This is a genomic window from Alphaproteobacteria bacterium, from assembly GCA_039980135.1.
Lineage (GTDB): Bacteria > Pseudomonadota > Alphaproteobacteria > UBA6615 > UBA6615 > UBA8079.
Genome location: JBDXCV010000007.1, coordinates 144,630 through 167,914 on the forward strand (window position 1 = coordinate 144,630; position 23,285 = coordinate 167,914).

At 61.0% G+C, this 23,285-nt stretch carries 22 protein-coding genes; 13 read left to right on the top strand and 9 right to left on the bottom strand.

Going from position 1 to position 23,285, the window contains the following annotated elements; all coding sequences use genetic code 11:
- The first annotated feature begins 59 nt into the window (after positions 1-59).
- The 4 genes from ABJ363_10160 to ABJ363_10175 are packed head-to-tail and all read left to right on the top strand — an operon-like array spanning position 60 to position 3,400.
- Positions 60-965 (top strand): branched-chain amino acid ABC transporter permease, encoded by a 906-nt coding sequence (locus ABJ363_10160; GenBank protein MEP4379353.1) that lies wholly within the window; start codon positions 60-62, stop codon positions 963-965.
- Entirely contained in the window at positions 965-1,942 is a 978-nt protein-coding gene (locus tag ABJ363_10165) for a branched-chain amino acid ABC transporter permease (GenBank protein ID MEP4379354.1), read from the top strand. The genes ABJ363_10160 and ABJ363_10165 overlap by 1 nt, the downstream gene beginning before the upstream one ends.
- Entirely contained in the window at positions 1,939-2,676 is a 738-nt protein-coding gene (locus ABJ363_10170) for an ABC transporter ATP-binding protein (protein MEP4379355.1), read from the top strand. The genes ABJ363_10165 and ABJ363_10170 overlap by 4 nt, the downstream gene beginning before the upstream one ends.
- Positions 2,669-3,400 carry an ABC transporter ATP-binding protein gene (locus tag ABJ363_10175; protein ID MEP4379356.1) on the top strand — a complete coding sequence of 244 codons (732 nt, stop codon included), beginning with the start codon at positions 2,669-2,671 and terminating at the stop codon, positions 3,398-3,400. Before ABJ363_10170 ends, ABJ363_10175 begins: the two co-directional genes overlap by 8 nt.
- A gap of 21 nt (positions 3,401-3,421) precedes the next feature.
- Here the strand turns inward: ABJ363_10175 and ABJ363_10180 are convergent, their stop codons facing one another.
- Both ABJ363_10180 and ABJ363_10185 read right to left on the bottom strand, forming a co-directional pair.
- Positions 3,422-4,654 (bottom strand): PLP-dependent aminotransferase family protein, encoded by a 1,233-nt coding sequence (locus tag ABJ363_10180; protein ID MEP4379357.1) that lies wholly within the window; start codon positions 4,652-4,654, stop codon positions 3,422-3,424.
- Positions 4,655-4,712: 58 nt separating this feature from the next.
- Positions 4,713-7,052, bottom strand: a complete 2,340-nt coding sequence (locus tag ABJ363_10185; protein ID MEP4379358.1) for a xanthine dehydrogenase family protein molybdopterin-binding subunit — start codon at positions 7,050-7,052, stop codon at positions 4,713-4,715.
- Between the two features lie 119 nt (positions 7,053-7,171).
- Between ABJ363_10185 and ABJ363_10190 the strand changes: the two genes are divergently transcribed.
- From ABJ363_10190 to ABJ363_10200, 3 genes are all read left to right on the top strand, one after another.
- Positions 7,172-8,119, top strand: coding sequence for an aminotransferase class IV (locus ABJ363_10190; GenBank protein MEP4379359.1), 948 nt, complete (start codon positions 7,172-7,174; stop codon positions 8,117-8,119).
- Positions 8,120-8,424: 305 nt separating this feature from the next.
- Positions 8,425-9,078: an XRE family transcriptional regulator gene (locus ABJ363_10195; GenBank protein MEP4379360.1), complete on the top strand. Its 654-nt coding sequence runs from the start codon at positions 8,425-8,427 to the stop codon at positions 9,076-9,078.
- A 35-nt stretch (positions 9,079-9,113) separates the two neighbouring features.
- A complete protein-coding gene (locus ABJ363_10200; protein ID MEP4379361.1) occupies positions 9,114-9,902 on the top strand; it encodes an alpha/beta fold hydrolase in 789 nt (262 codons plus the stop codon).
- Between the two features lie 16 nt (positions 9,903-9,918).
- Here ABJ363_10200 and ABJ363_10205 read toward each other — a convergent pair whose 3' ends face one another.
- Positions 9,919-10,548 (bottom strand): TetR/AcrR family transcriptional regulator, encoded by a 630-nt coding sequence (locus ABJ363_10205; GenBank protein ID MEP4379362.1) that lies wholly within the window; start codon positions 10,546-10,548, stop codon positions 9,919-9,921.
- A gap of 153 nt (positions 10,549-10,701) precedes the next feature.
- Here ABJ363_10205 and ABJ363_10210 point away from each other — a divergent pair, with 153 nt between their 5' ends.
- From ABJ363_10210 to ABJ363_10235, 6 genes are read left to right on the top strand one after another with little or no spacing between them, the layout of a single operon-like run.
- The gene (locus tag ABJ363_10210; protein MEP4379363.1) at positions 10,702-12,786 is read left to right on the top strand and encodes a hydantoinase/oxoprolinase family protein; all 2,085 of its coding nucleotides are present in this window, start codon (positions 10,702-10,704) and stop codon (positions 12,784-12,786) included.
- Between the two features lie 12 nt (positions 12,787-12,798).
- Entirely contained in the window at positions 12,799-14,562 is a 1,764-nt protein-coding gene (locus tag ABJ363_10215; GenBank protein ID MEP4379364.1) for a hydantoinase B/oxoprolinase family protein, read from the top strand.
- A complete protein-coding gene (locus tag ABJ363_10220; protein MEP4379365.1) occupies positions 14,562-16,349 on the top strand; it encodes a hydantoinase B/oxoprolinase family protein in 1,788 nt (595 codons plus the stop codon). Before ABJ363_10215 ends, ABJ363_10220 begins: the two co-directional genes overlap by 1 nt.
- Entirely contained in the window at positions 16,346-17,497 is a 1,152-nt protein-coding gene (locus tag ABJ363_10225; GenBank protein ID MEP4379366.1) for a serine hydrolase domain-containing protein, read from the top strand. The genes ABJ363_10220 and ABJ363_10225 overlap by 4 nt, the downstream gene beginning before the upstream one ends.
- Positions 17,498-17,513: 16 nt before the next feature.
- A complete protein-coding gene (locus ABJ363_10230; protein MEP4379367.1) occupies positions 17,514-18,275 on the top strand; it encodes an SDR family oxidoreductase in 762 nt (253 codons plus the stop codon).
- 29 nt (positions 18,276-18,304) lie between these two features.
- Positions 18,305-19,078, top strand: a complete 774-nt coding sequence (locus ABJ363_10235; protein ID MEP4379368.1) for an SDR family oxidoreductase — start codon at positions 18,305-18,307, stop codon at positions 19,076-19,078.
- 9 nt (positions 19,079-19,087) lie between these two features.
- On the opposite strand, the gene ABJ363_10240 is transcribed toward ABJ363_10235, so the two are convergent.
- From ABJ363_10240 to ABJ363_10265, 6 genes are all read right to left on the bottom strand, one after another.
- Positions 19,088-19,504 carry a GFA family protein gene (locus ABJ363_10240; protein MEP4379369.1) on the bottom strand — a complete coding sequence of 139 codons (417 nt, stop codon included), beginning with the start codon at positions 19,502-19,504 and terminating at the stop codon, positions 19,088-19,090.
- Between the two features lie 9 nt (positions 19,505-19,513).
- Entirely contained in the window at positions 19,514-19,933 is a 420-nt protein-coding gene (locus tag ABJ363_10245; protein MEP4379370.1) for a GFA family protein, read from the bottom strand.
- Between the two features lie 21 nt (positions 19,934-19,954).
- Positions 19,955-20,650, bottom strand: coding sequence for a DUF899 family protein (locus ABJ363_10250; GenBank protein MEP4379371.1), 696 nt, complete (start codon positions 20,648-20,650; stop codon positions 19,955-19,957).
- A 74-nt stretch (positions 20,651-20,724) separates the two neighbouring features.
- The gene (locus tag ABJ363_10255) at positions 20,725-21,480 is read right to left on the bottom strand and encodes a sulfite exporter TauE/SafE family protein (GenBank protein MEP4379372.1); all 756 of its coding nucleotides are present in this window, start codon (positions 21,478-21,480) and stop codon (positions 20,725-20,727) included.
- A 25-nt stretch (positions 21,481-21,505) separates the two neighbouring features.
- Positions 21,506-22,282 carry an SDR family oxidoreductase gene (locus tag ABJ363_10260; protein ID MEP4379373.1) on the bottom strand — a complete coding sequence of 259 codons (777 nt, stop codon included), beginning with the start codon at positions 22,280-22,282 and terminating at the stop codon, positions 21,506-21,508.
- Between the two features lie 32 nt (positions 22,283-22,314).
- Positions 22,315-23,238 carry a LysR family transcriptional regulator gene (locus ABJ363_10265; GenBank protein MEP4379374.1) on the bottom strand — a complete coding sequence of 308 codons (924 nt, stop codon included), beginning with the start codon at positions 23,236-23,238 and terminating at the stop codon, positions 22,315-22,317.
- Positions 23,239-23,285 lie beyond the last annotated feature (47 nt).

Consider the following 23,285-nt stretch of genomic DNA (forward strand, 5'->3'; position numbering starts at 1 on the left):
TTCGGGTGCCGCCGCCTCCTTTTTCTTTCTGACGCCCGGTCCGGGCGTGGAGTTCTGCCATGGCTGTGTTTATTGATCTCCTGCTGAATGCGCTGGTGATCGGCATCCTTCTTGGCGGCTTTTACGCCGCCCTGGCGATCGGGTTGTCCATCACGTTCGGCCTGCTCGACGTGGTGAATATCGCTCATCCGACGATGCTCGTCCTGGGTGCCTTTATTGCCTTTTTGCTCAATTCCACTCTGGGGATCGACCCGATCCTGGCGGGTGTCCTATCAACGCCATTCTTCTTCATTCTCGGCTGGCTGATTTATCAGGTTTACTACAACGTCTTCGAAAAGTCGGGCGCGGAATCACTGCGCGGCCTGGCCTTCTTTTTCGGTCTGTTGTTTATCATTGAAGTCGGCCTCGTCATTCAGTTCGGCGTCGACCACCGCCTCGTCGAGGCGCCCTATATCGGCGAATCGTGGAACATCATTATCGGCCAGGAGATCGATGTCGCGATCCCGTTCCGGTTGCTCGTCGCCTTCGTGGTAGCAGCGATCGCGACCCTGGCAATCCGCGCCTATCTTACCCGAACCTTCTTCGGCCGCGCCGTGCGCGCCGTGGCGCAAGACATGATGGCGCTGCGCCTCATGGGCGTCGATCCGATCCGGGTGAAGCGCATCGCCTTTGCCCTGGGTGTCGCGACGGCTGGTGTCGGTGGCGCATTGATGATCATCGTGCTGCCGATCGAACCGTCGCTCGGGCGGCTTTATCTTGGCAACGTATTCGCCATCGTCGTCCTTGGTGGCCTGGGGTCGATCAGCGGAACGCTGCTGGCGGCCGTGATCATTGGCGTCGCCGAAAGTATCGTTGCCACATTCTTCGGTCCCTCCTGGGGGCCGGCCGTGTCGTTCGGCATTCTGCTTGCGGTTCTGGCCTTCCGCCCCGAAGGGCTGTTCGGCAAGACGGCGGGAGCGCACTAATGAAGTATCGTTTTGAGATTATCTGCCTGCTCTTGATTGTCGGCCTGTTTGTTCTGACCCAGGTGGTCGGCAACCAGTTCTACTTTTTCATCGGCTTCGTGATCCTGCAGTACATGGTCATGGCCACCGCCTGGAATATCCTTGGCGGCTATGGTGGTTACGTGAATTTCGGTTCTGCCGGTTTTCTGGCAACAGGTGCCTATACAGCGGTCGCGCTGATCAACTTCCTCGATGTTGGTCTTGTCGAGCAGATGATTGCGGGCGGGATCTTCGCCGGGCTTCTGGGGTTCGCGACCGGATATCTGACACTTCGCCTGCGCGGCGTGTATTTCGCGATCGCAACTTTGGCGCTGGCGATCATCCTCGAAACAATCGTCGCCCATTGGGATTATGTCGGCGGTGCCGCCGGGACGTCGATCTTGCCGAAGCGCAAACCGGAACTCCTGGGTGAACTGATCGTTGATCGCAAGGCGGGATTGTTCGGGAATTATAAGGAGTTCCTGTTCTTCCTGATGGGGACGGTCGCGATCCTCAGTGTCTGGGTCGCGCGTTACATCGAGAACAGCAAGCTCGGTCGCGGCCTGAACGCGATCAAGGACAGCGAGGAGGCGGCGGAGTGCATGGGCGTTCCCACGTTGCGTCTCAAGTTGATTGCCACGACGATCAGCGGTGCCATGATGGGTGTCGCGGGTGCACCCTTGGCGAGCTACCTCACGTTTATCGACCCGCTTTCGGCCTTCAACCTCGAATATGCGATCAACGCGATCGCCATGCCGATGATCGGTGGCACGGTCAGTTGGGCCGGGCCGGTGATCGGCGCGTTGCTGCTTGGAACGGCACAGCAAGTATCTTCCCTCTGGATTCAGTCTGAACTGAACTTGCTGATTGTCGGCGTTGTCCTCGTGGTCTTCGTGATTATCGCACCGGAAGGCATAATTGGCTGGTTCAGGAAATCACGTCAGGGGTCAAGCCGATGAGCGATGCACTTCTAAAGGTAGACGGTGTCTCGAAGCATTTCGGTGGTTTCACGGCGCTGTCGAACGTCACCACCCATGTGAGCCAGGGCGAGCGTTTCGGCCTCATCGGACCCAACGGTTCGGGAAAGACGACGATGATCAACTGTGTTTCCGGGTTGCTGCGCAACGAGGAAGGCAAGATCATTTTCGACGGCAATGATGTGACCGACCTAAAGCCGCATAAACGCACCGGGGCGGGTATTGCCCGCAGTTTCCAGATTCCGCGGCCCTTCCACACCATGACCGTGATCGAAAACCTGATGATCCCGGCGGAGTTTGTGGGCCACCATCGCGGTGAGAAGACCGATGATCGGGCCGAGGCCATGGAAATCCTCGAGACGATGGGGATGGCAGAGAAGGCCGATGACACGACCCTCGACCTGACCCAGATCGAGTTGCGCAAGCTTGAACTGGCGCGGGCGATGGCCGCAAAGCCGAAACTGTTGATCTCGGACGAGGCGATGGCGGGTCTGACCGGGCAGGAGGTTGATGAAGTCATCGACATCCTGTTCAAGATGAACGAACGCGGAATTACGATCATTATGATCGAACACATCATGCGAGCGGTCATGCGTTTCTCTCAGCGGATCATCTGCCTCGATGCGGGCCAGTTGATCGCCGAGGGTACGCCTGATGAAATCGTAAAGAACAAGGACGTCGAGCGGGCGTATCTGGGAAGCGACGACGATGGTTGAGCTTGTTATCAAGGATCTGGACGCCGGATACGGCGCGGTCACTGTTTTGAACAAAGTGTCGATCGAGGTGCCGAACGGGCAGACCGTCGCGTTGTTGGGTACTAACGGCAACGGCAAGTCGACCCTCATGCGCTGTGTCTCGGGCCTGATCAAGCCCAGCGCGGGCTCGATAGAGCTGCGTGAGGACGACGGTACCGTCATCGATCTGACCGCGGCGTCTCCCCAGGAGATCGTCGAGGCCGGCGTGGCCCAGGTGCCCGAAGGGCGCCGATTGTTCCCGGATCTGACGGTCGAGGAAAACCTTACACTCGGCGCCTATCGTCAGGCGGCCCGTGCGACGCTGGCAACCAATCTCGACTACGCCTTCACGCTGTTCCCACGGCTTGCCGAGCGTAAAACACAGCTCGCCGGTAGCATGAGTGGTGGTGAACAGCAGATGCTGGCCGTGGGTCGTGCGCTGATGAGCGACCCGAGGCTTCTTCTGGTCGATGAGCCTTCGGTCGGTCTGGCACCGATTCTGGTCAGTCAGATGATCACGAAGATCGGTGAGCTTGGTGAAAGCCGAGGGCTCACCATTCTGATGGCCGAGCAGAATTTCAACCAGGCCATCCGTATCGCCGACAAGGGCTACATCATTGTCCATGGCGAGATCGCGTTCGCGAGTAAGGACGCAACCGATCTTCGCGAGAACGACATGGTGAAGAGCTACTATCTCGGGGCTTAATGCCGACGCCGGGAACCGGCGCTAGGAATCTGTTCGAGAAATATTGCCGCTGCGTTCGGGCAATCCCGTCATCTGATGACAGATGTCCGCCAGCCGCGCGACGCCTTCGCGTATATCCTGATGGGACGGATGCCCGAAACACAGGCGCAGCCGATGGCGGCCGCTATCCGGGTCCGCCGACCAATCGGCACCGGGATTGATCGCCACGCCCTGTTCGAGCGCACCCGTCGCCAGTTCGCTGGTGTCGACGGCGTCGGGCAGGTTCACCCAGATGAATATTCCGCCCTTGGGCTGCGCGTAACTGGCGGTCGTGCCGAACTCACTGTCCAGGGCGTCCATGATGGTCTCGCACTTGGCGCTCAAGACTCCCTGCAAGGCACCGACATGGCGTTCAAAATGTTCCGTGCAATATTCGGCTATGAGCATCTGTTCGAGCGCACCGGTGCCACCGTCATATTTGACTGCCAGGGCGTGGGCAATCACGTCGGGTTCCGCAGTGATGAAACCGACACGCAAGGCCGGCGCAATGGTCTTGGAGAACGATCCGCAATAGATCACCATGCCGTTCGTATCGAGTGCCCGGATCGCACGGGGCCGTGTGCCGTCGAACGTCAGGTCGGCGTAGCAATCATCTTCGAAGATTGGGACGCCATGAGCGTGTGCGAGAGATAGCAGCTCCAGGCGGTTTGCCTCGGGCATGACCGAGCCGGAAGGATTCTGCACCGTCGGGATTGTATAGATGTATTTCGGCTTGCGATTCTCTGTATTCAGACTGCTCAGGATGTTGGCGAGCGCGTCCATGCGAATCCCGTTTTCATCGAGTGGGGCGCCGATATACTCGACACCAAGACGGCTCAGGCGTTGCAGCGTCCCTTGGTAGGTAGCCTCTTCGACGATCACCACATCGCCTGGCGACAGAAGTACATCGTTTACCAGATCAAGCGCCTGCAATGACCCGGACACGATAAGAATATCGTCGGCCGATTGCCGCATGCCCGTGCGTTCGTGCAGCGAAGTGGCCAAAAACTCGCGCAGCGGTCGATAACCCTGGGGGCCACTGGAGAGACCATAAGTCGACAGCGTATGACCTTCGCGTTTCAGGACGCTGGCTGCAGACTGTACGAAATCGTCAACTGGGATCGCGTCGGCGTCATTATGTCCGCCGATAAAGTTGTACTTCGGGAACCCGGTCCAGCGGGGCCTCGTTGCCGGCAGCCCGGATCGGTACAGCGACGCGTAGTCAAATCCCATGATTACTCCTGTTTCGGCCGGATGATCGAAAGGCTCGGATGGTCGCCATGTGCGTCGGGGTTTATGCCGCTTTCGGAGATTGCATCAGCTCCCAAATCCGCTCCGGTGTCGCGGGCATGTCGATATGGGACACATCGTATTCCCGCAGAGCGTTCGCAATTGCGGCGATGACAACCGGCGGGGCGACCAACGCACCGGCTTCGCCGGCCCCTTTCACGCCCAGTATGTTTGTCTTGCAGGGCACCTCGTTCGTGTCGAGCTCTATCATCGGCAAATCGTCGGCACGCGGCATGGTGTAGTCCATGAATGAACTGGTGATCATCTGGCCGTTCTGCGGGTCGTAGAAAGTGTTCTCCATGATCGCCTGTCCGACACCCTGTGCGACCCCGCCATGCACCTGGCCGGCGACGAGCATCGGGTTGATCACCTTGCCCACATCGTCGATCGCGCAGTAGCGGACGATATCGATGACACCGGTGTCTTCATCGATCTCCAGTTCGCAGATATGGCAGCCATTCGGATAGCTCCAATTCTCGATCGTGTGGGTGTCGGTGCCGTTCAGCGCGCCCTGCAATTCCTCGGGAAGGGTGGTGGAGGTGCGGGCATGTCTGGCAACGTCGAAAAGGGTCACGGCACGGTCCGTACCTGCAACACGGAACTCGCCATCCGTGAACTCGATATCGACGGCTGCGGTCTCAAGCATCTCCGATGCGATCAGGATGCCCTTGGAGATGACCTCGTCGCTGGAATTCAGCGCCGCGACACTGCCGATATGGCTGGTTCTGGAGCCATGGCTACCGCCGCCGTCGGGCAGGTTGTCGCTGTCGCTGGTGTCGATCCGGACCTGCTCGAAATCGATACCGAGTTTCTCGGAGACGAGCTGCATGAATGATGTGTCATGGCCCTGGCCCATTGGCTGGGTGCCGACCCGAACAATAACCTGATCGTCTCCGACCTCCACTTCGGCGCTTTCCGTCGGGTTGCCGGCTGTCGTCTCCAGATACTGGCTGACCGCGATGCCGCTGAGTTTGCCTCTTTTGCGGGCATCAGCCCGACGTGTTTCGTGGCTGTCCCAGTCGGCCAGCTTTGCGACAAGGTCCATATTCTCCTCGAACGCGCCGCTGTCGTAGGTGGTTCCGACGGCGTTGGTATAGGGGAACCGGTCGTTGGAGATCAGGTTGCGTCGCCGGATTTCCAGCGGATCGATGCGGAGATCATGTGCCGCGACATCCACCAGTCGCTCCATCACATAGATGGCCTCCGGGCGGCCCGCACCGCGATAGGGCCCGACCGGGGCGGTGTTGGTGACGACGCATTTCACTTCCACGTCGGCGAGCGGGACGTCATAGACGCTGGTGAGGATCTTCGGCCCGATCTGGGTGGGGACCGAGACGCCGGCCGAACAGGAATAGGCGCCGATGTTTGCGACGGTTTTCACACGCACGGCCAGGAATTTTCCATCCTTGTCCAGGGCCAGCTCGCAATCCGAAATGTGATCGCGGCCGTGCAGGTCGCTGAGAAACGCTTCGGTACGATCGCTGATCCAGCGGACTTTCCGTCCGAGGCGCTTCGCGGCGACGAGCACCAGTACCTGTTCGGGGTAGGGGTGGGTTTTCATGCCGAACCCGCCGCCAACATCATCGACAAGGACGCGGATTTTCGTCGGCTCGCACTTGAAGAAGGCGCCGGCAAGCCAGCTGCGCAAAAGATGACGATTCTGGTTCGATGTATAGATGGTGTAGCGCTCGTCATCGGCGTCGTAGCTGCCGATCGCGCCGCGCACTTCCATGGAGTTCTGGACGATGCGCTGATTGACGAGGCGGACCGACGAGATGTGATCTGCCGCCTCGAAGGCCTTCTCGGTGGCGTCGGCGTCGCCGATCTGGGCCTGGAACAGGAAATTCTTCGGCACATCGTCCCAGATCTGAACGGCACCGCCGTTCATCGCCGCGTCGGTCTCGACGACGGCGGGAAGGGGGGCATAGTCGACGTCGATTGCTTCCGCCGCGTCGCGCGCCTGCTCGAGTGTCTCTGCCACGACAAACGCCACGGGGTCGCCCACATATCGCACCCGATCAGATGTCAGGGCATGTTGGGGTGGATAAACCAGAGGCGATCCGTCGGGCTTGGTCAGCGCGGCGAAGAATGGCGGGGGACCGGGGAACACGCCGATGCCGTCTTCGATGAGGTCCTGGCCGGTCAACACGCCGAGCACCCCGGGCATCGCCTCGGCTACGGTCTTGTCGATGGAGCGGATATCGGCATGTGCGTGAGGTGAACGGAGGACATAGCTCATGGCCTCGCCGTCACGGGGCAGGTCATCATTGAATTTACCGCGGCCCGTCAGAAGTCTTGGGTCTTCGTTGCGCCGCACCGGTTGTCCAACACCGTATTTCGCCATTTTCTTCCCCCCTGCCTGTATTCTCTTATTCCGGATATTATGAAACGAACGGGCCGGTTGCGCGACATTCAATGTGCGATGAACGGTCGAATTAGTGGCTCTTGGTGGGAGAATTTACCTTGTCGATACCGAACCAGCGGACCGTCTACCTGAATGGTGACTACATTCCCGAGAACGAAGCGCGGATTCCCTTCCGCGATCGCGGAGTGAAATACGGAGACGCGGTGTTCGACACGACGCGCACCTTCGGCCACGAGATATTCAAGCTGCGCGAGCATCTGGAACGCCTGTATCGCTCCCTGCGCTATATTGGGATCGATCCCGGCATGTCGCTGGACGAGATGGCGGCGGTCACCGAAGAAGTGGTGCGCCGGAACCTGCCGACGATCGCCGCGGATGAGGATCTTTGGGTGTCCCAGCGGATCACGCGCGGGATCGTCGACCCGAACGAACGCTCCGCCTGGCCGGATTACGTTGGCCCCACGGTGATCGTGGAATGTCTGCCGTTGCCGCTGTCCACCCGCGCGAAGGTCTATCGCGACGGGATCGACATGATCGTGTCATCGGTCCGTCGGACGGCACCCGACATGCTGAGTCCGCGGGCCAAGACCCACAATTACCTGAATCTCATCATGGCCGACGAGGAAGTCTCGGCCCAAAACCCAGAGGCCTACGCGCTGATGCTGGACCATAACGGCAATGTTGCGGAGGGTCGGGGCAGCAATGTGTTTTTCGTTTCCGAGGGCCGTCTTTTTACCCCCCAGGAGCGCTACGTGCTGCCGGGTATCAGCCGCCAGACCGTGATGGAGCTTGCCGTGAAGATCGGTATCCCATGCGAGGAAAAGGATTTCGATCTATACGACGCCTACAATGCCGACGAGGCATTCATTTCCTCGACGAGTTTCTGCATCTGCCCTTGCCGCAGCGTCAGCGGGCGCGTGTTCGGAGACGGCGCTGTGCCCGGGCCGATCACCAGGCAGTTGATGGACGCCTATGTCGAGCATGTCGGTTTCGACTGGGTCGAACAATACGCGCGCTATCCGGTGCAGGACACGCCGCGCCTCTAGTTCGCCGCGACGTTTGTGTTGTTGGCTGGCCCGTCAGGGGTCGGGACATCCATGGGTTTGCAGAGTCCCTGCGCGCCAGTTTATGCAAACCGGTCCAACACTTTTGTATTGTTGGTTCAGTTCCCCGAAACGACCGGAATGGCCGTGAAACGGGTCCCGGGCGGATTTTAGGCGGTCTTCTGGTGGTTTTTCACGTTCAGATGGTGTCGCTGGAAGGTTCAGGCGCCTAACATTTGTGACGCGCCGGCAGTTGTGAAATGGCGAGTCGCGTTGTTAGTTGGGCCGAACAATGCAGGAGAATTGGCATGGACGATTTGCGGACCGAAAGCGGATCGATCAACGGACTGACTCTGGGTACCAAGGTGCGGGCGCTCCGCAAAGCGCAAGGCAATACCCTGGCCGAAGTCTCGCAAGCCACCGGATTGTCGATCTCCGCCTTGTCCAAAATCGAGAACGATCAGGTCTCGCCGACATTTACGAACCTGATGCGCCTGGCCGAAGGCCTGCGGATATCACTCGGCGATCTGGTGACGCTGAAGCAAGACGAGGGCAATGTTTCTGCGCGCATGACCGTCAGCCGCCAGTTGGATACGGTTTTCCGCTCGACCCCGAAATACGATATGTACGCCCTCTGCTCGGAACTGCGGCGAAAGCGCATGACGCCGCTGATCGAACGGGTCAAGGCCGATGAGCCCAGCCCGCTCGATGGCATGGTGTCTCATTCCGGCGAAGAATTTTTCTATGTACTGAATGGTGCCATCGAAGTGCACACCGAGCATTACAGCCCGGTTCGCCTGGAGAAAGGCGATAGCGCCTATCTCGACAGCACGATGGCCCACACCCTGGTCGCGATGGACGGCAAGGATGCCGACATCCTCATGGTGTGGCTCGGCCCGTCCCCGGTTGGCTCGGAAGACGGGGCGTCGATGGCCGAGGCAATCCTGAACCACGATTGCTGATCGACGACATCACTCCGGGCTTTTGGAGGAATTCCATGGAAGTGCGTCATCTGGACGCGGTGAATGCCGATGTCATTCAGGTCGGTGATGGCCCTGATCTCCTGCTGATCCACTCGCTGCTGGCCGAGCGCACGGCTTTCGACAGGGCGTTGCCGGAACTGGCGGTCGGACACCGGGTCACGATACCGAATTTGCCCGGCTACGGTGCAACGCCGCCGCTGGAACATTCGAATCCTGACGTGCGTGCGTTCGCCGACTACCTCGCTGAAATCATGGATGCGGCCGGTCTTCCGGAAGATACGTCCGTCCTCGGGAACGGGGCAGGGGGGTTCATCAGTGTGGCGCTGGGTATTCATCATGGCGACCGTATCGGCAAACTGATCCTCGCCGACACGGGGCCCGGTTTTCCCGATGCGGCGAAAAAACCACTGCACATACTGGCGGAAATGGTGGAAGCGAACGGTATGGACGCGGTCCTTGATGCGGCGATCCTGCGCATGTTCCCGCAGCCTTTCATCGAAGCCAATCCCGAGGTGATTGCCGAACGCAAGGCCGCGCTCGCGGCGGCAGATCCGATGGCGTTCGCGACGCTGGCAAGTGCGTTGGCACAAGTCGAAATGGCCGAAGAGATCGGCGGCATTGCGAACGAGACGATGGTGATGGTCGGATTGGATGACGCCACGACGCCGCCGGCCATGTCCTATGCGTTGAAACGGGGCATTCCCGGGGCAATATTGGTCGAGATTCCCGATTGCGGACATTGCCCGCAAATTCAGGCCAGGGACATATTCGTGAACGCTGTACTCGAGTTCATCGACGGCTAGATCGGAACATGGGGTGTCAGCCGTTCCTGGCACCCGCCATGCGGACCGCAAGGTCGCTATATTGATCCGCGAGATTTTCGACGGACAACGCCCCCTCGTTGCGAAACCAGTAAACCGCGAAATCGACGATTCCGATGATCGCGAACGCGGTTGTGGTGACGTTGTCGAATACGAAGGTTCCGTCTTTTTCGCCCGCGATCAGGATGCCACGAAGCCGGTCCAGAAAGTCGCGTTGCATCTGGGTCAGCATGCGACGGCGCGCCGCCGGGAGCCCGCCAATAAGCTGGTCGACATTGTAGAGGCCCGCGTTCAGCATTGGCATGATATCCGCGTTGCCGACATCATGCTGGACATGCGCCCGGACAAAGCCGCGCAACTGTTCGAGCGGCGCGGCTCCCGCCGCGGCGACCATATCGGCAGACATCCGGTTCAGCTGGACCAGCGTATTCTCCAGCGTGGCGAACAGAATCTCGTCTTTTGAATCGAAATGATAGTACAGCGCCGGGGCGCTGATCCCGATCGCACCGGCGATCGCCTCGAGGCTGGTTCGCTCATACCCGCGCGTTGCAAACAGTGTGGCCGCCTCGTGAATAATCGACGCTTTGGTCTCACTGGCGTTTCGCGAACGCTTTCGTGCCTGGGCCATGCGGCCACCTCCATCGGGGCAGTATAGTTACTTAATGGCCATTAATTAAACTTGGTTGCGCGGCAAACCGCCTGTTAATCTGGCACTCTAATTCGGGCGTCCCAAGGTGCCGGGCGCTTGCGCAAAACATTGGCGCCGGGGATGAGGAATACGATGCGGTTTGCTGTCGATACGGGCGGTACGTTCACCGACCTGATTGTGGAAGATGATGACAATGGCCTTCATATGTACAAGGCCTCGACCACGCCGGGCGATCCGATCAACGGTGTGCTGGACAGTCTGAAACTTGCCGCCGACGACTTCGGTCTCGGCCTGGACGCGCTCCTGGCAAAAGGCGAGCTGTTCATTCACGGCACGACCCATGCGATCAACGCGATCGTGACCGGGAATACCGCCAAAACCGCGTTCCTGACCACCGAGGGGCATCGCGATATCCTCGTCTTCCGCGAGGGCGGGCGGATGGAGCCGTTCAACTTTACGGTTCCCTATCCGCAGCCCTACCTGCCGCGCGCGCTTTCCTATGAGGTACCGGGTCGGATTCTCTCGGATGCGTCTGAAATGGCACCCCTCGACGAAGGCCGGGTGGTGGAAATCCTCGAAGACCTCAAGGCGAAGGAGGTCGAGGCGGTCGCGGTCTGCCTCCTCTGGTCGATCATCAATTCAAGCCACGAGGACCGGGTGGGTGAACTGATCGAGCAACACCTGCCGGGCGTTCCCTATACGTTGTCTCATATTCTCAACCCGTCCCTGCGCGAATACCGACGTGCGTCATCGGCGGCGATCGACGCCTCGCTGAAGCCGTTGATGAGTGCGTACATGCACAACCTGACGGGGCGCTTGTCCGATGCAGGTTTCGGGGGGCGCGTCCTGATCGTCACGTCCCAGGGCGGCATGATGGACGCGGTGGATGTCGCCGAGCATCCGATACATCTGATCAATTCCGGGCCGTCCATGGCGCCCGTGTCCGGGCGCTACTTCGCCCGTGAGGATGAAGGTTCCGATACCGCGGTGATCGCCGATACGGGCGGCACGACCTATGACGTCAGTCTCGTGCGCCGCGGGCGGATTCCCTGGACGCGCGAAACCTGGATCGGCCAACCCTATCGCGGCCATATGACAGGCTTCCCGTCGGTCGATGTAAAATCAATCGGCGCCGGTGGTGGCTCCATCGCCTGGGTCGATGACGGTGGCATGCTGCATGTCGGGCCGCAGAGCGCTGGCGCGGTGCCGGGGCCGTCCTGCTACGGACAGGGGGGCGACAAACCGACCGTGACCGATGCGTCTCTAGTGCTCGGTTATCTCGACCCGGAATTTTTTCTGGGTGGATCTATGGCCCTCGACCTCGAGGCCGCCAACAGCGCGATCAAGCGCGACGTTGCGGACCCCATGGGAATCGGGCTCGAGGATGCCGCCGCGGCCATCATCGCGATCGCGACCGAGAATATGGTTCAGGCAATCGTCGATATCACCGTCAATCAGGGGATCGATCCCCGTGACGCGATCTTGATCGGCGGCGGCGGCGCGGCCGGATTGAACTCGACGGCAATCGGGCGACGTCTCGGCAGCGAACGTGTGGTGATCCCCGAGGTGGGTGCCGCGCTGAGTGCGGCGGGCGCGATGATGTCCGACCTGCATTCGCAATACACGCGGACATTCTTTGCAACATCGGAGAATTTCGATGCTGCGGGGGTGAATCAGATTCTTGATGGGCTCGAGGCCCGCTGCAACGCGTTCATCGATGGTCCGGGTGCCGGTTCGATCAGCCAGACGATCGAGTTCTTTGCCGAGGCGCGCTACCCCGAACAGGTGTGGGAAATCGAGGTGCCGCTGGCCGCCCGCCGGTTCGAAAGTGACGCCGATATCGACGCGCTCGTCGAGGAGTTCCACAAGGTTCACGAGGATATTTTCGCTATCAACGATCCGGAATCGAGCATCGAAGTCGTGGGCTGGACCGCGTCGGTGAAATGCCTGCTGAATGAAAGCGAGAGCGGTTCCCTGGCGGCGGCAGAAACGACCGCGTCAGTGGATGGGACGCGCAAGGTTTATTTCGCGGAGACAGGCTATGTGGATGCGACGGTCCGCAGGTTCGAGGCGATGAAGACCGGTGAAGTGCTGCCGGGCCCGGCGATCATCGAATCGCCATTCACGACGGTGGTGGTGGACCCCGGGGCAACGGCGGAACGGCGCGGATCGGGAAGCGTCTCGATTGTGCCCGGCTCTGCACCGGCGGCGGCATAGGAGGGCGGACCGATGGCTGAGAAAATTGACGGCGTAAAACTCGCGCTCCTGTCCAACCGGCTCGAAGGTATCTCGCGCAAGATGGGCAACACGTTGATGCGCACAGGCCGGTCCGGCGTGCTCAATATTGCGCGCGACTTCTCCTGCTGCATCCTGACGGCCAACGACCAGCTCGCGGCCGTGGCCGAGAGCCTGCCGATTCACGTTCTGTCCGGTCCGGACATGATGGCCGCCACGATGAAGGAATATCATCCGGTGCTGAAACGCGGCGACGCGTTCCTGCACAACTCGCCCTACCACGGATGTTCCCATCCGGCGGATCATACGATCCTGGTGCCGGTGATCGACGACGATGGTATCCATCGCTACACCATGGCGGCGAAGGCCCATCAGGCCGATATCGGCAACTCGATCCCGACGACCTATCACGGCACCGCGCGCGATGTTTACGAGGAAGGCGCGTTGATCTTTCCGGCGGTGAAGGTGCAGGAAAACTACGAACACAACATGGATATTGTGCGGATGTGCCGTCTGCGGATCCGGGTGCCGGACCAGTGGTGGGGTGACTATCTGGCGATGATGGGCGCGGCGCGCATTGGTGAACGAGAACTGCTCGCATTGGGCCGGGAGGTCGGCTGGGACACGCTCGAGGCGTTCAATGAGCAATGGTTCGACTACTCGGAAGAACGCATGGTTGGGGCCATCCGCCAATTGCCGGCGGGCGCCGCCACGCGCACGTCGACCCATGACGCGATTCCCGGAACACCCGAAGAGGGGATCATGATCACCAGCAAGGTGACGATCGATCCGGACGGCGGCGAGGTGACTGTTGACCTGATGGACAACCCCGATGCCCAGCCATGCGGACTCAATTTGTCCGAGGCCTGCGCGCGGACGGCGGCAATGGTGGGCGTGTTCAATTCGATCGACCACTCGGTGCCGAAGAATGCGGGCTCGTTCCGGCGCATCAAGGTGCTGCTGCGCGAGGATTCCGTTTGTGGCATTCCGAAACACCCGACCTCCTGTTCGGCCGCGACCACCAACATCGCCGACCGGGTCGCCAATCCGACCCAGGCCGCGATAGCGGAGATCGCGGAAGGGTTCGGGCTGGCCGAGTGCGGCGCGATCATCCCGCCCGCGGTCGGCGTGGTATCTGGAATCGATGAGGAGCGGGGGGAACCCTTTGTGAACCAGGTATTCCTCGGGCTGACGGGTGGCGCGGGCGCGCCCGAGGCCGACTGCTGGCAGTCGATCTGCCATGTGGGCAATGGGGGACTTTGTTATCAGGATTCCATCGAACTCGACGAGTTGCGCCAGCCGATTTTCGTCAAGACACGGACCTTCGCGCCCGATACGGAAGGTGCGGGCCAGTACTGCGGGGCCCGTTCCGCCTATACGGAGTTCGGCCCTCGTGTCGGCAATCTCGATGTTGCCTATGTCAGCGATGGCGGGATCAATGGACCCAAAGGGGTCCGCGGGGGGCTCGGCGGGTCGGTGTCGGGTCAATACAAGATCACCCGAAATAACGAGCGTGAAGACCTTCCGAATTGTGCGGTTGTGACCCTCGTCGCCGGGGAGTTGATCAGTTCCCAGTCTTGCGGCGGTGGCGGCTACGGCGCGCCGACGGATCGCGACCCCGAGATGGTCGCACGCGATGTGGTCGAGCAATATGTATCGGCCGAGCGCGCACGCAGTGTGTATGGCGTCGTCGTGGATACCGACGGTACCGTAGATACAGCCGCGACGACGAAACTTCGCGCGGAAATGACCGCCTGATGCCTGAAGCCGAAGAAGATGCGGTAACGGGCGCATTCGACGGCGTTCAGCTCGCCCTCCTGTCGAATCGGCTCGATGGCATCGTCAAGAAGATGGCCAACACGTTGCTGCGCACCGGCCGTTCCGGTGTGCTCAACATGGCGAGGGATTTCTCTTGCTGCATCGTGACGGCGAACCATGAGTTGCTCACGGCGACCGAAAGCCTGCCGATACATGTGCTGTCCGGCCCGGACATCATGGCGCGCTGGATGTGCGAGGTGCACCCCGATCTCAGGCGTGGTGACGCCTTCCTGCACAACTCGCCCTATCATGGCTGTTCGCATCCGGCGGATCACACGATCCTGGTGCCGGTCCTCGACGGCGCCGGGGGGCATCGGTTTACGCTCGTGGCGAAGGCCCATCAGGCAGATATCGGCAATTCGATTCCGACCACCTATCACGCCCGCGCCCGCGATGTTTACGAGGAGGGCGCGCTGATTTTCCCCGCGGTCAAGATTCAGCGTGACTATCAGAATATCGATGACATCGTGCGCATGTGCCAGATGCGCATTCGCGTACCCGGGCAATGGTGGGGTGACTACCTCGCCATGGTCGGTGCGGCACGCATCGGTGAGCGTGAACTGATCGCGCTGGGTGAGGATATCGGGTGGGACAGGCTCGATGCCTTTGCCGAGCAGTTCTTCGACTATTCCGAGGCGCGTATGGTGACGGCACTACGCGAGCTTCCGGCCGGCACCGCATCCCATTCCAGCACCCATGACCCGATACCGGGTACGCCAGAGGAAGGGGTCAGGATCAACGTAACCGTCGCCGTCGATCCCGAGGAGGCCCGCGTGCGGGTCGACCTGCGCGACAATCCCGACGCGATGCCGTGTGGGCTCAACCTGTCCGAGGGTTGCTCGCGGACGGCCGCGATGGTCGGCGTGTTCAATTCGATCGATCATACGGTACCGAAGAATGCCGGCGCGTTCCGGCGCATCGATGTGGATCTGCGCGAGGATTGCATCGTCGGTATCCCCAGACATCCCACAAGCTGTTCGGCGGCGACCACGAACGTTGCCGACCGAGTATCAAATTCGGTCCAGGCATCGATGGCCAAGATTTCGGAAGATATCGGACTTGCCGAATGTGGTGCCTCGAGCCCGCCGGCCGCAGCCGTGGTATCGGGGGTAAACCCCGAAACCGGCAAGCCATATATCAATCAGGTGTTCCTGGGGCGCACGAACGGGGCGGCGAGCGCGCATACGGACGCCTGGTGGACCATTGGCCATGTCGGCAATGCCGGCATGTGCTTCCTCGATTCCGTCGAGCTCGACGAGTTGCGGCTGCCGATTTACGTCCATTCCCGGGGTTTCGTCCCCGATACCGAAGGTGCGGGGCGAAATTGCGGTGCGCCTCAGGGGTTTGCGGTCTATGGCCCGCGGGTCGGGAGCATGTCCCTGGTTTATAATTCCGACGGCACGATCAATGGTCCGAAGGGTGTGCGTGGCGGTCTTGGGGCGGCCACGGCGGCCCAGCACAAGCTGACAGTCAACGGACAGGAAGAGGAGGTGCCGCGCGTTGGCCAGGTTTCCCTAGATGCCGGAGAGCTGATTGTGTCGCGATCTTGCGGCGGGGGCGGGTTCGGACCGCCCGGCGAGCGCGATCCGGAACGTGTGCTTTATCAGCTGGCAGAAGGCTTCATCAGCCGCGATCGCGCGCGCGATGTGTATGGCGTTGTGGTGAGTGAGGACGGCGTCTTGTTGGCCAAGGAAACGGACGATCTGAGGGCGGAGGCAACATCATGAGCGATATACCTGTTGCGGGTCACTGCGATCCGAAATTTGCGGCCGTCGAGGACGCATTCCGGCAGAATATGGATGCGGGTGATCTGGTCTGTGGTGAGGAAATCGGTGCCGGCGTCTCGGTCGTTGTTGATGGCGAAGTGGTGGTCGATCTGTGGGGTGGATATCGCGATGCCGCGCGGACCCGGCCTTGGGAGGCGGACACCATCACCTGCATGATGTCGGTGACCAAGGCCTGTGCGGCGATCACGCTGCTAAGCCTGATTGAACGCGGTGCCGTCAGCATGGACGACAAGGTCAGTGATCACTGGCCCGAATTCTCCGGCGACGGCAAGGAAGACATGACGGTCCGCACGCTGGTCTCCCACCAGTCCGGCGTGATCTATGCCGATGCGGCCCCCGCGGGTTCGCTCTGGGACGGCACCTCGGTCGAGCGCGCGCTCGAGGCGGCGACACCGGAGTGGAAGCCGGGGACGGGTGGCGCCTATCATTCATTTACCTATGGCCCGCTGATGAACGGGCTGATCCGTCATGTCGACGGCCGCGATGTCGGTACGGTCTGGCGCGAGGACATCGCCGGCCCGTTCGGCATCGATTTCCAGATCGGCCTCAACGACGCGGAGGCCGCCCGACGCGCCGAATACGTGGAGACCCCGGGCACGCCGTCACGCGACGGCATCAAGGGTGTGACGGAGTCTCCACTCCTGCGGGCCTGGCGGCCGATGCCGCGAGACGAGGATTTCAATTCCGACGACTGGGTGCACAACCAGTTTGCGTCGGCGAACGGTCATGGCAACGCCCGCGCCATCGCGCGTCTGTATGGCGGGATGGCCAATGGCGGTCGGATCGACGGCCGGCAGCTCCTGTCGGAAGAGTTGATCGCCGACGCGATCCGCGAGCATTGGGACGATCTCGACCGGATGACCAACCGGCCGTTCCGGTTTTCTTGCGGTTTCATGCTGTCCTGCCCGCCGTTTCCGTTCGGCGGTTACCGGGACAATTTCGGACACACAGGCATCGGTGGTGCTGTCGGGTTCGGGGATCCGAATCGTCACTTGGGGTTCAGCTATTGCTGCAATCGGATGGCACCGATTGCCGATTTGGGGCCGTTCGCGCCGCCGATGATCGACGCCATGTATGCGGCGCTTTGAAGTTGAGGAGATGAGTATGCGTTTTGAAGGCAAAGTGGCTCTGGTCACGGGTGGTTCGTCGGGGATCGGCGCCGAAACCTGCGTGCGTTTCGCTGAAGAGGGCGCGCATGTTGCCGTGGTGGCGAGTTCGTCGCTCGAACGGGCACAGGCGACGGTCGACCGCTGCGGCGGCAATGCCAAGCCGTTTGCGTGTGACGTCGGCGAGGTTGCGCAGGTCGACAAGCTCGTTGGTGATGTCATCGCGGAGTTCGGCCGGATCGACATTTTCGTCAACGCAGCGGGTGTGTTCTTTCCGACCCGGGTCGGAGAGACCGATGAGGCCATGTTCGACCAGATGATCGATGCCAACCTCAAGGGCTGCTTCTTCATGTGTGACCGGGTCGGACAGCACATGATAGAGCGCGGCGAAGGTGGCAAGATCGTCAATCTGGGCTCCTCGGCCGGGACAGCCGGGCGCGGCAACTACATCGTCTATTCCGCGGTCAAGGCGGGCGTCATCAATATGACCCGCTCGCTTGCCGTCGCACTCGCGCCTCACGGAATCAACGTGAATTGCCTGGCACCGGGAAATACCGCGACGCCGATGAACGAAAATGTACGCTCGGAACCCGAATACGCGGAAATCTACGCGACCATCCAGGAAAAAACCCCCAGCCAGCGCGCGTTCGCCGAGCCGCGTGAGATGGCGGGTACGATCCTGTTTCTGTGCTCCGACGATGCTCAGGCTGCGCATGGTGCGATGCTGCTCATGGATGAAGGCGTGTCGGCCGGATATTGAATTCAGATACGAACAAGGAGGGAAAGACCATGGAACTGAGAAACAAGGTGGCACTGATTAGCGGCGGTTCGTCAGGTATCGGCGAGGCGATTGCACGGAAGTTTGCATCGGAAGGCGCGACCTGCGCCGTGATCGCCAGCTCGAATATCCGCAAGGCCAACAAGGTCGCCAAGGATCTCAAGCGCAAGTCGAAGGGCTATGTCTGTGACGTGACCAAGCCCAAGGAGGCCGAAGCCACGGTCGCGAAGGTCCTGAAAGATCACGGCAAGATCGACATCCTGGTGAACGCGGCGGGTGTCTTCTACCCCACACCGGCCGGCGATACGAAGCCCGTCGACATGAATCGCATGGTCGACATCAACCTCAAGGGCCAGTGGAACATGATCAACGCGGTGTCGCCGCACATGGTGTCGCGCAAGCGCGGCAACATCATCAACATGGCGTCGGTCGCGGGCCTGGTGGCGCTACCGTCCTACGGCCTGTACTGCGCGACAAAGGCCGGGATCATCATGCTGACCAAGTGCATGGCCGTCGAGCTGTCACGCTCGGGCATCCATGTGAACTCGATCTCGCCCGGCAACACCGCGAGCCCCATGAACGAGGACATCCGTACCGACCCGGAACTCAAGCCGGTGCTCGACTTCATGGAGATGCTGACCCCGTCGGGCCGGACATATTCCTCGACCGAAGAGATGGCCAACGCGGCGCTCTTCCTCGCGTCGCCCAAGACCGGGAACCCGATCTACGGTGCGAACTTCACCCTGGATGAAGGGTTTGCGGCGGGCCTGTTTATCGCGAACTGACCTGGCGGGCTATTCGCCCATCGGCGGCATTTTGGAGAACCGCGGAACGGCATCGTCGAACCGGTCCCAGGGCTGGGCGCTGGATTCGAAGATATCCGCCTGCGGGCTGAACACGCTCGGGTCGTCGAGCGTGATCACGTGCAGAAAGACGAGTTCTTCGCCCTCGATCTGGCCCATGATCGGGGTGCCGCAAGTGGGGCAGAAGGCGCGCATCGACGTGCCGCCACGATCATTCGTGATTGTGAAACGGGTCAGCTCACCGGTGAGTAAAAAGGCGGCTGCGGGCAGCCCAATCCCGGGGATATGTGTACTGCCACTTGTCATCTGGCAGTGACGGCAATGACAATTCACCGCGAATAGCGGTTCGGCGTCGCTTTCGTAACGAACGGCACCACACAGGCAGCCGCCTTCAATCTTCTTTGACATGGGAATCCCTCAGCTCTCTTCCATCGGCGGCAGTTTATCGAATTTCGGTAGTTCGGGGTTCATATGCGTCCACGGTTGTGCGCTGGAGGCATAGACTTCCATCTGCGGTTCGACCCAGCTGGCATCGTCCAGAGTCACGGCGTTGACGGCGAGCGCGCCGAAACCGTCGCTGATGCCATAGACATACGCACCGCATTTGGCGCAGGAGAAACGGTGGACAGGCGTCCCGCGATCCGACGTCTGGGTATGCTCGATGACCTCGCCCGACACCGTGACATCCCCCCGGTTGACCGCGACGGCGGTGGTGAAGGGCGCGCCGCTCGCCTGCTGGCAATGGGTGCAGTGGCAGTTGAACATCACCATGGGTTCGGCGTCCGTCGTGTAACGGACCGCGCCGCACTGGCAGCCGCCTTCGATCTTGTGGGTCATCATCGATCTCCTTTCGCGGGATCAGTCGTAGCTGTTCTGGGGGAACCAGCCGTCGCGCCCCTCGGGAGTCATATCGAGCAGGTTCCAGACCGGCCAAATCATATCGGCGTGACGAGGGTGCTGGCCCTCGGCGGGCGGGGCGTAGAACAGCTCCGAGCCCCAGCTGTGGAAGATGCCGTCTGCGGTGCGCCGGAACACGTTGATGATCGGTATCTGGCTCTCGCCGTCGCGCTCGGTCACATAATCCGTGTTGTAGCTGGTGCCGTTTGTCGACAGGAGGCGGACGTTGCGCCAGCCGCGTTCGCGCGCCCAGGCCCTGAAAATGGGCGCGGGCGTCTTGGCGAAGACGACGAAATTCACCCGCGCGGTGATATGTGCGGCCTGGCCGTCGAGACCGTCGATCAGCGACGTGCAGGCGGGGCAGGGATTGCCGCCTTCCGGATACATGAACGAGTAGACAATCAGCGTGTCCTTGCCCGGTGCGAAGAGTTCCGAGAAGCGCGTCTGGCTCTCGGTGTCAGCGGCAGACAGGTCTGCGGGTCCTTCGGTCAGCAGATAGTCTTCTTTCAGGGCGCCGCCGAGGGGAAGTGTGCGTCGCAGCGCGGCGACTTCCTCCACTTTGGCGCGGAGTTCCATTTCGGCTGTCAGCAACGCATCTCGCGCAGAACGATATTCGCTGGTTTCGTTGGGAAACCTGTCGTCGTGCAGGTGTGTCATGGGATGTCCTCTATATTAAACCATTTGGTTAAATATAGTATCTCCACGGACAAACGCAATTACGAAGTGCAGGCTTAGCCGAGGTTGGTCGCCACGATGTAGATTCCGAGCAGGAAAAGCGCAGCCAGCAGGAGCTTGCGAAACTGCGCTTCCGGAATTCGGCTGCGTATCTTTGCGCCGAAATAGTATCCGGCGAGTGTCGGCAGCGACCCGAGCGCCGAGGCGACACCGATTTCGGCCGTCAGGAGCCCGCGATAGGTAAAGGCGAGCGCAATCATCGAGGAACCGAGCAGAAACAGGATGCCCATCGCCTGGATCAGCATGTCCCGGCTCAGGCCGAGGGCCTGCATGTAGGGCACGCCAGGAATGACGTCAGACCCGGTCATGCCGCCGAAAATTCCCGTCAGGCCCCCGATGACCGGCGACATCCATGGCTCGTGGCGCCCGGGGGACGGTATGCGCGGGGTGAACAGGGCGTAGGCGGCATAGACCACAAGCAGGACACCCAATGCGGCCGCCAGATGCGCCGGGTTCGAAGCCGCGAGAATCTCGGTGCCGAACCAGATGCCGACGCAGAACATCACGAAAAGGCTCCAGGTCCGCCGCAGGGTCTCGCGCAAGGGCGGACCGCCGAACATCTGCCAGATGTTGGTGGTCACGGCCGGAACGATGATGATCGCGATCGCGATGGGCAGTTCGACGATGGTCGCCAGCAAGCCGAGTGCCACGACCTTCATGCCCAGGCCGACCGTGCCCTTCACCACGCCGGCCAGGAACAGGGCGACGAAGGCAAAGACGAGTTGGAAAGGCGTCAGGTCGAGCAGGGGCATAACGGTCAACGGTCGGGGAAGCGCCCTAGATTTCCCACTCGACGTTGCCGTCCATGCCGATCTCCTGGCCGGTGATGTGGCGGCCGGCGTCGGATGCGAGGAAAACCGCGAGATCGCCCACTTCCGTCGGGTCGATCCAGCATTTAAGTGAAATGAACTCGAGGAACTCCGCCTCGCGCGCCTCGACCGAGATGCCGCGCTCTTCGGCCTGGCTGGCGACGATCCCGCGGCCACGCGCATTGTCGATCAGGCCGGGCAAAATCGAGTTGCAGCGGATGCCGAACGGGCCGTATTCACGCGCGACGGTGTGGGTCAGGCCCAGCACACCCACCTTGGATGCCACATAGGGGGAACGCTGGGGCAGCGCCACCTTGGCCGAAGCGGTCGAGATGTTGACGATGCAGCCCGAATTCTGGGCCTTCATGTGGGGGGCGACGTTCTTGATGCAGTAGAACATGCCGTTGAGATTGACCCCGATCGTGCGGTCCCAGTCTTCGTAGGAGATATCTTCGAGCGCCGCCTTGGGGCCGCCGATCCCGGCGTTGTTGACCAGTACGTCGACTCCGCCCATCGCCACGACAGCCGCTTCGACCAGTTTTTCGACGTCCTGGGGTACGCCGACATCGGCGAGTGTGCCGGTAACGCGTGGATCGCTCGCAATCACCTCGTCGAGGAATTGCTGTTGCACGTCACAGGTGTGGACCTGCGCGCCGCCGGCAACGAAACGGTCGACGATCGCGCGGCCGATGCCCGAACCCCCGGCCGTTACCAACACCCGCTTGCCGTCGATTCCATTCGACATTAAACAATCCCTTTAATCCGTTGAAATAAAAACTATTTAGTTCCTGACAATTCTTTCCAGCGACCCATAATTGCGGCGAGTTCCTCACCTAACAGGGCGACAAAACGTTCCGCCGCACTGGTCAACGGACGCCGGGTCTGGCGGACCAGATAATACTCCACGGGGACCTTGGGACGCACGATCGGATTGATGACCAGGGTGCCGGTATCCGTCGCGTCGATGACAGAGGCCACGGAGGTGAGTGTCGACCATCCGGAATGGCGGACATATTCGATCGTGGTGTTGAGGCCGTCGGACTCGATCATCGCCTCGACCTGCAATTCCGCACGGGCGATCTGGCTGTCGATCATGCGTCGGATCGCGTGACGTTCGGTCGGCAGGACCAGGCGCAGGGGCGGTAAATCCCGTAACCGGATGCGCTCGAAAGGCTGCAAACCCGAACCGGGGCCCGAGACCAGCGTCAGTTCGTGCTCCGCGAGCAACGTCGCCTCTATGCCTTCATGTTTTACGGCGCTCGTCACCACGGCGAAATCCAGCTCGCCGGAAACAACCCGCTCGGTCAGGGTGCCGCCATAGGCCTCGTCGAGGGTCAGTTCCACATCGGGATAGGCCTCGACAAACCGTGACAGCGCCGCCGGGAGCGCGCTGCGCGAGACCGAGGGAACGGTTCCCGCCGTAATCGCACCCGTCACGTTGCCCGCCAGCTCCCGCACCGCCATCTCGGTGTCGGCGACGGAATTGAGAATCGAAAGCCCGCGGGCATACAGGCGTTTGCCCGCAACGGTGGGCTCCACGCCGCGTCGGTTGCGGGTAAACAATGACACGCCGAGTTCGTTCTCGAGGTTCCGGATCTGCACGGAAAGTCCCGGTTGGGTGCAGTTTGCTCGGCGCGCGGCACGCGAGAAGCTGCCTTCCTCATACACGGCGACGAACTGTTCCAGCTGGCGGAAATCCATGTGCCAACCATAAGTCAGAGCTATGCCAACGGCCAGCGGGTATGCGT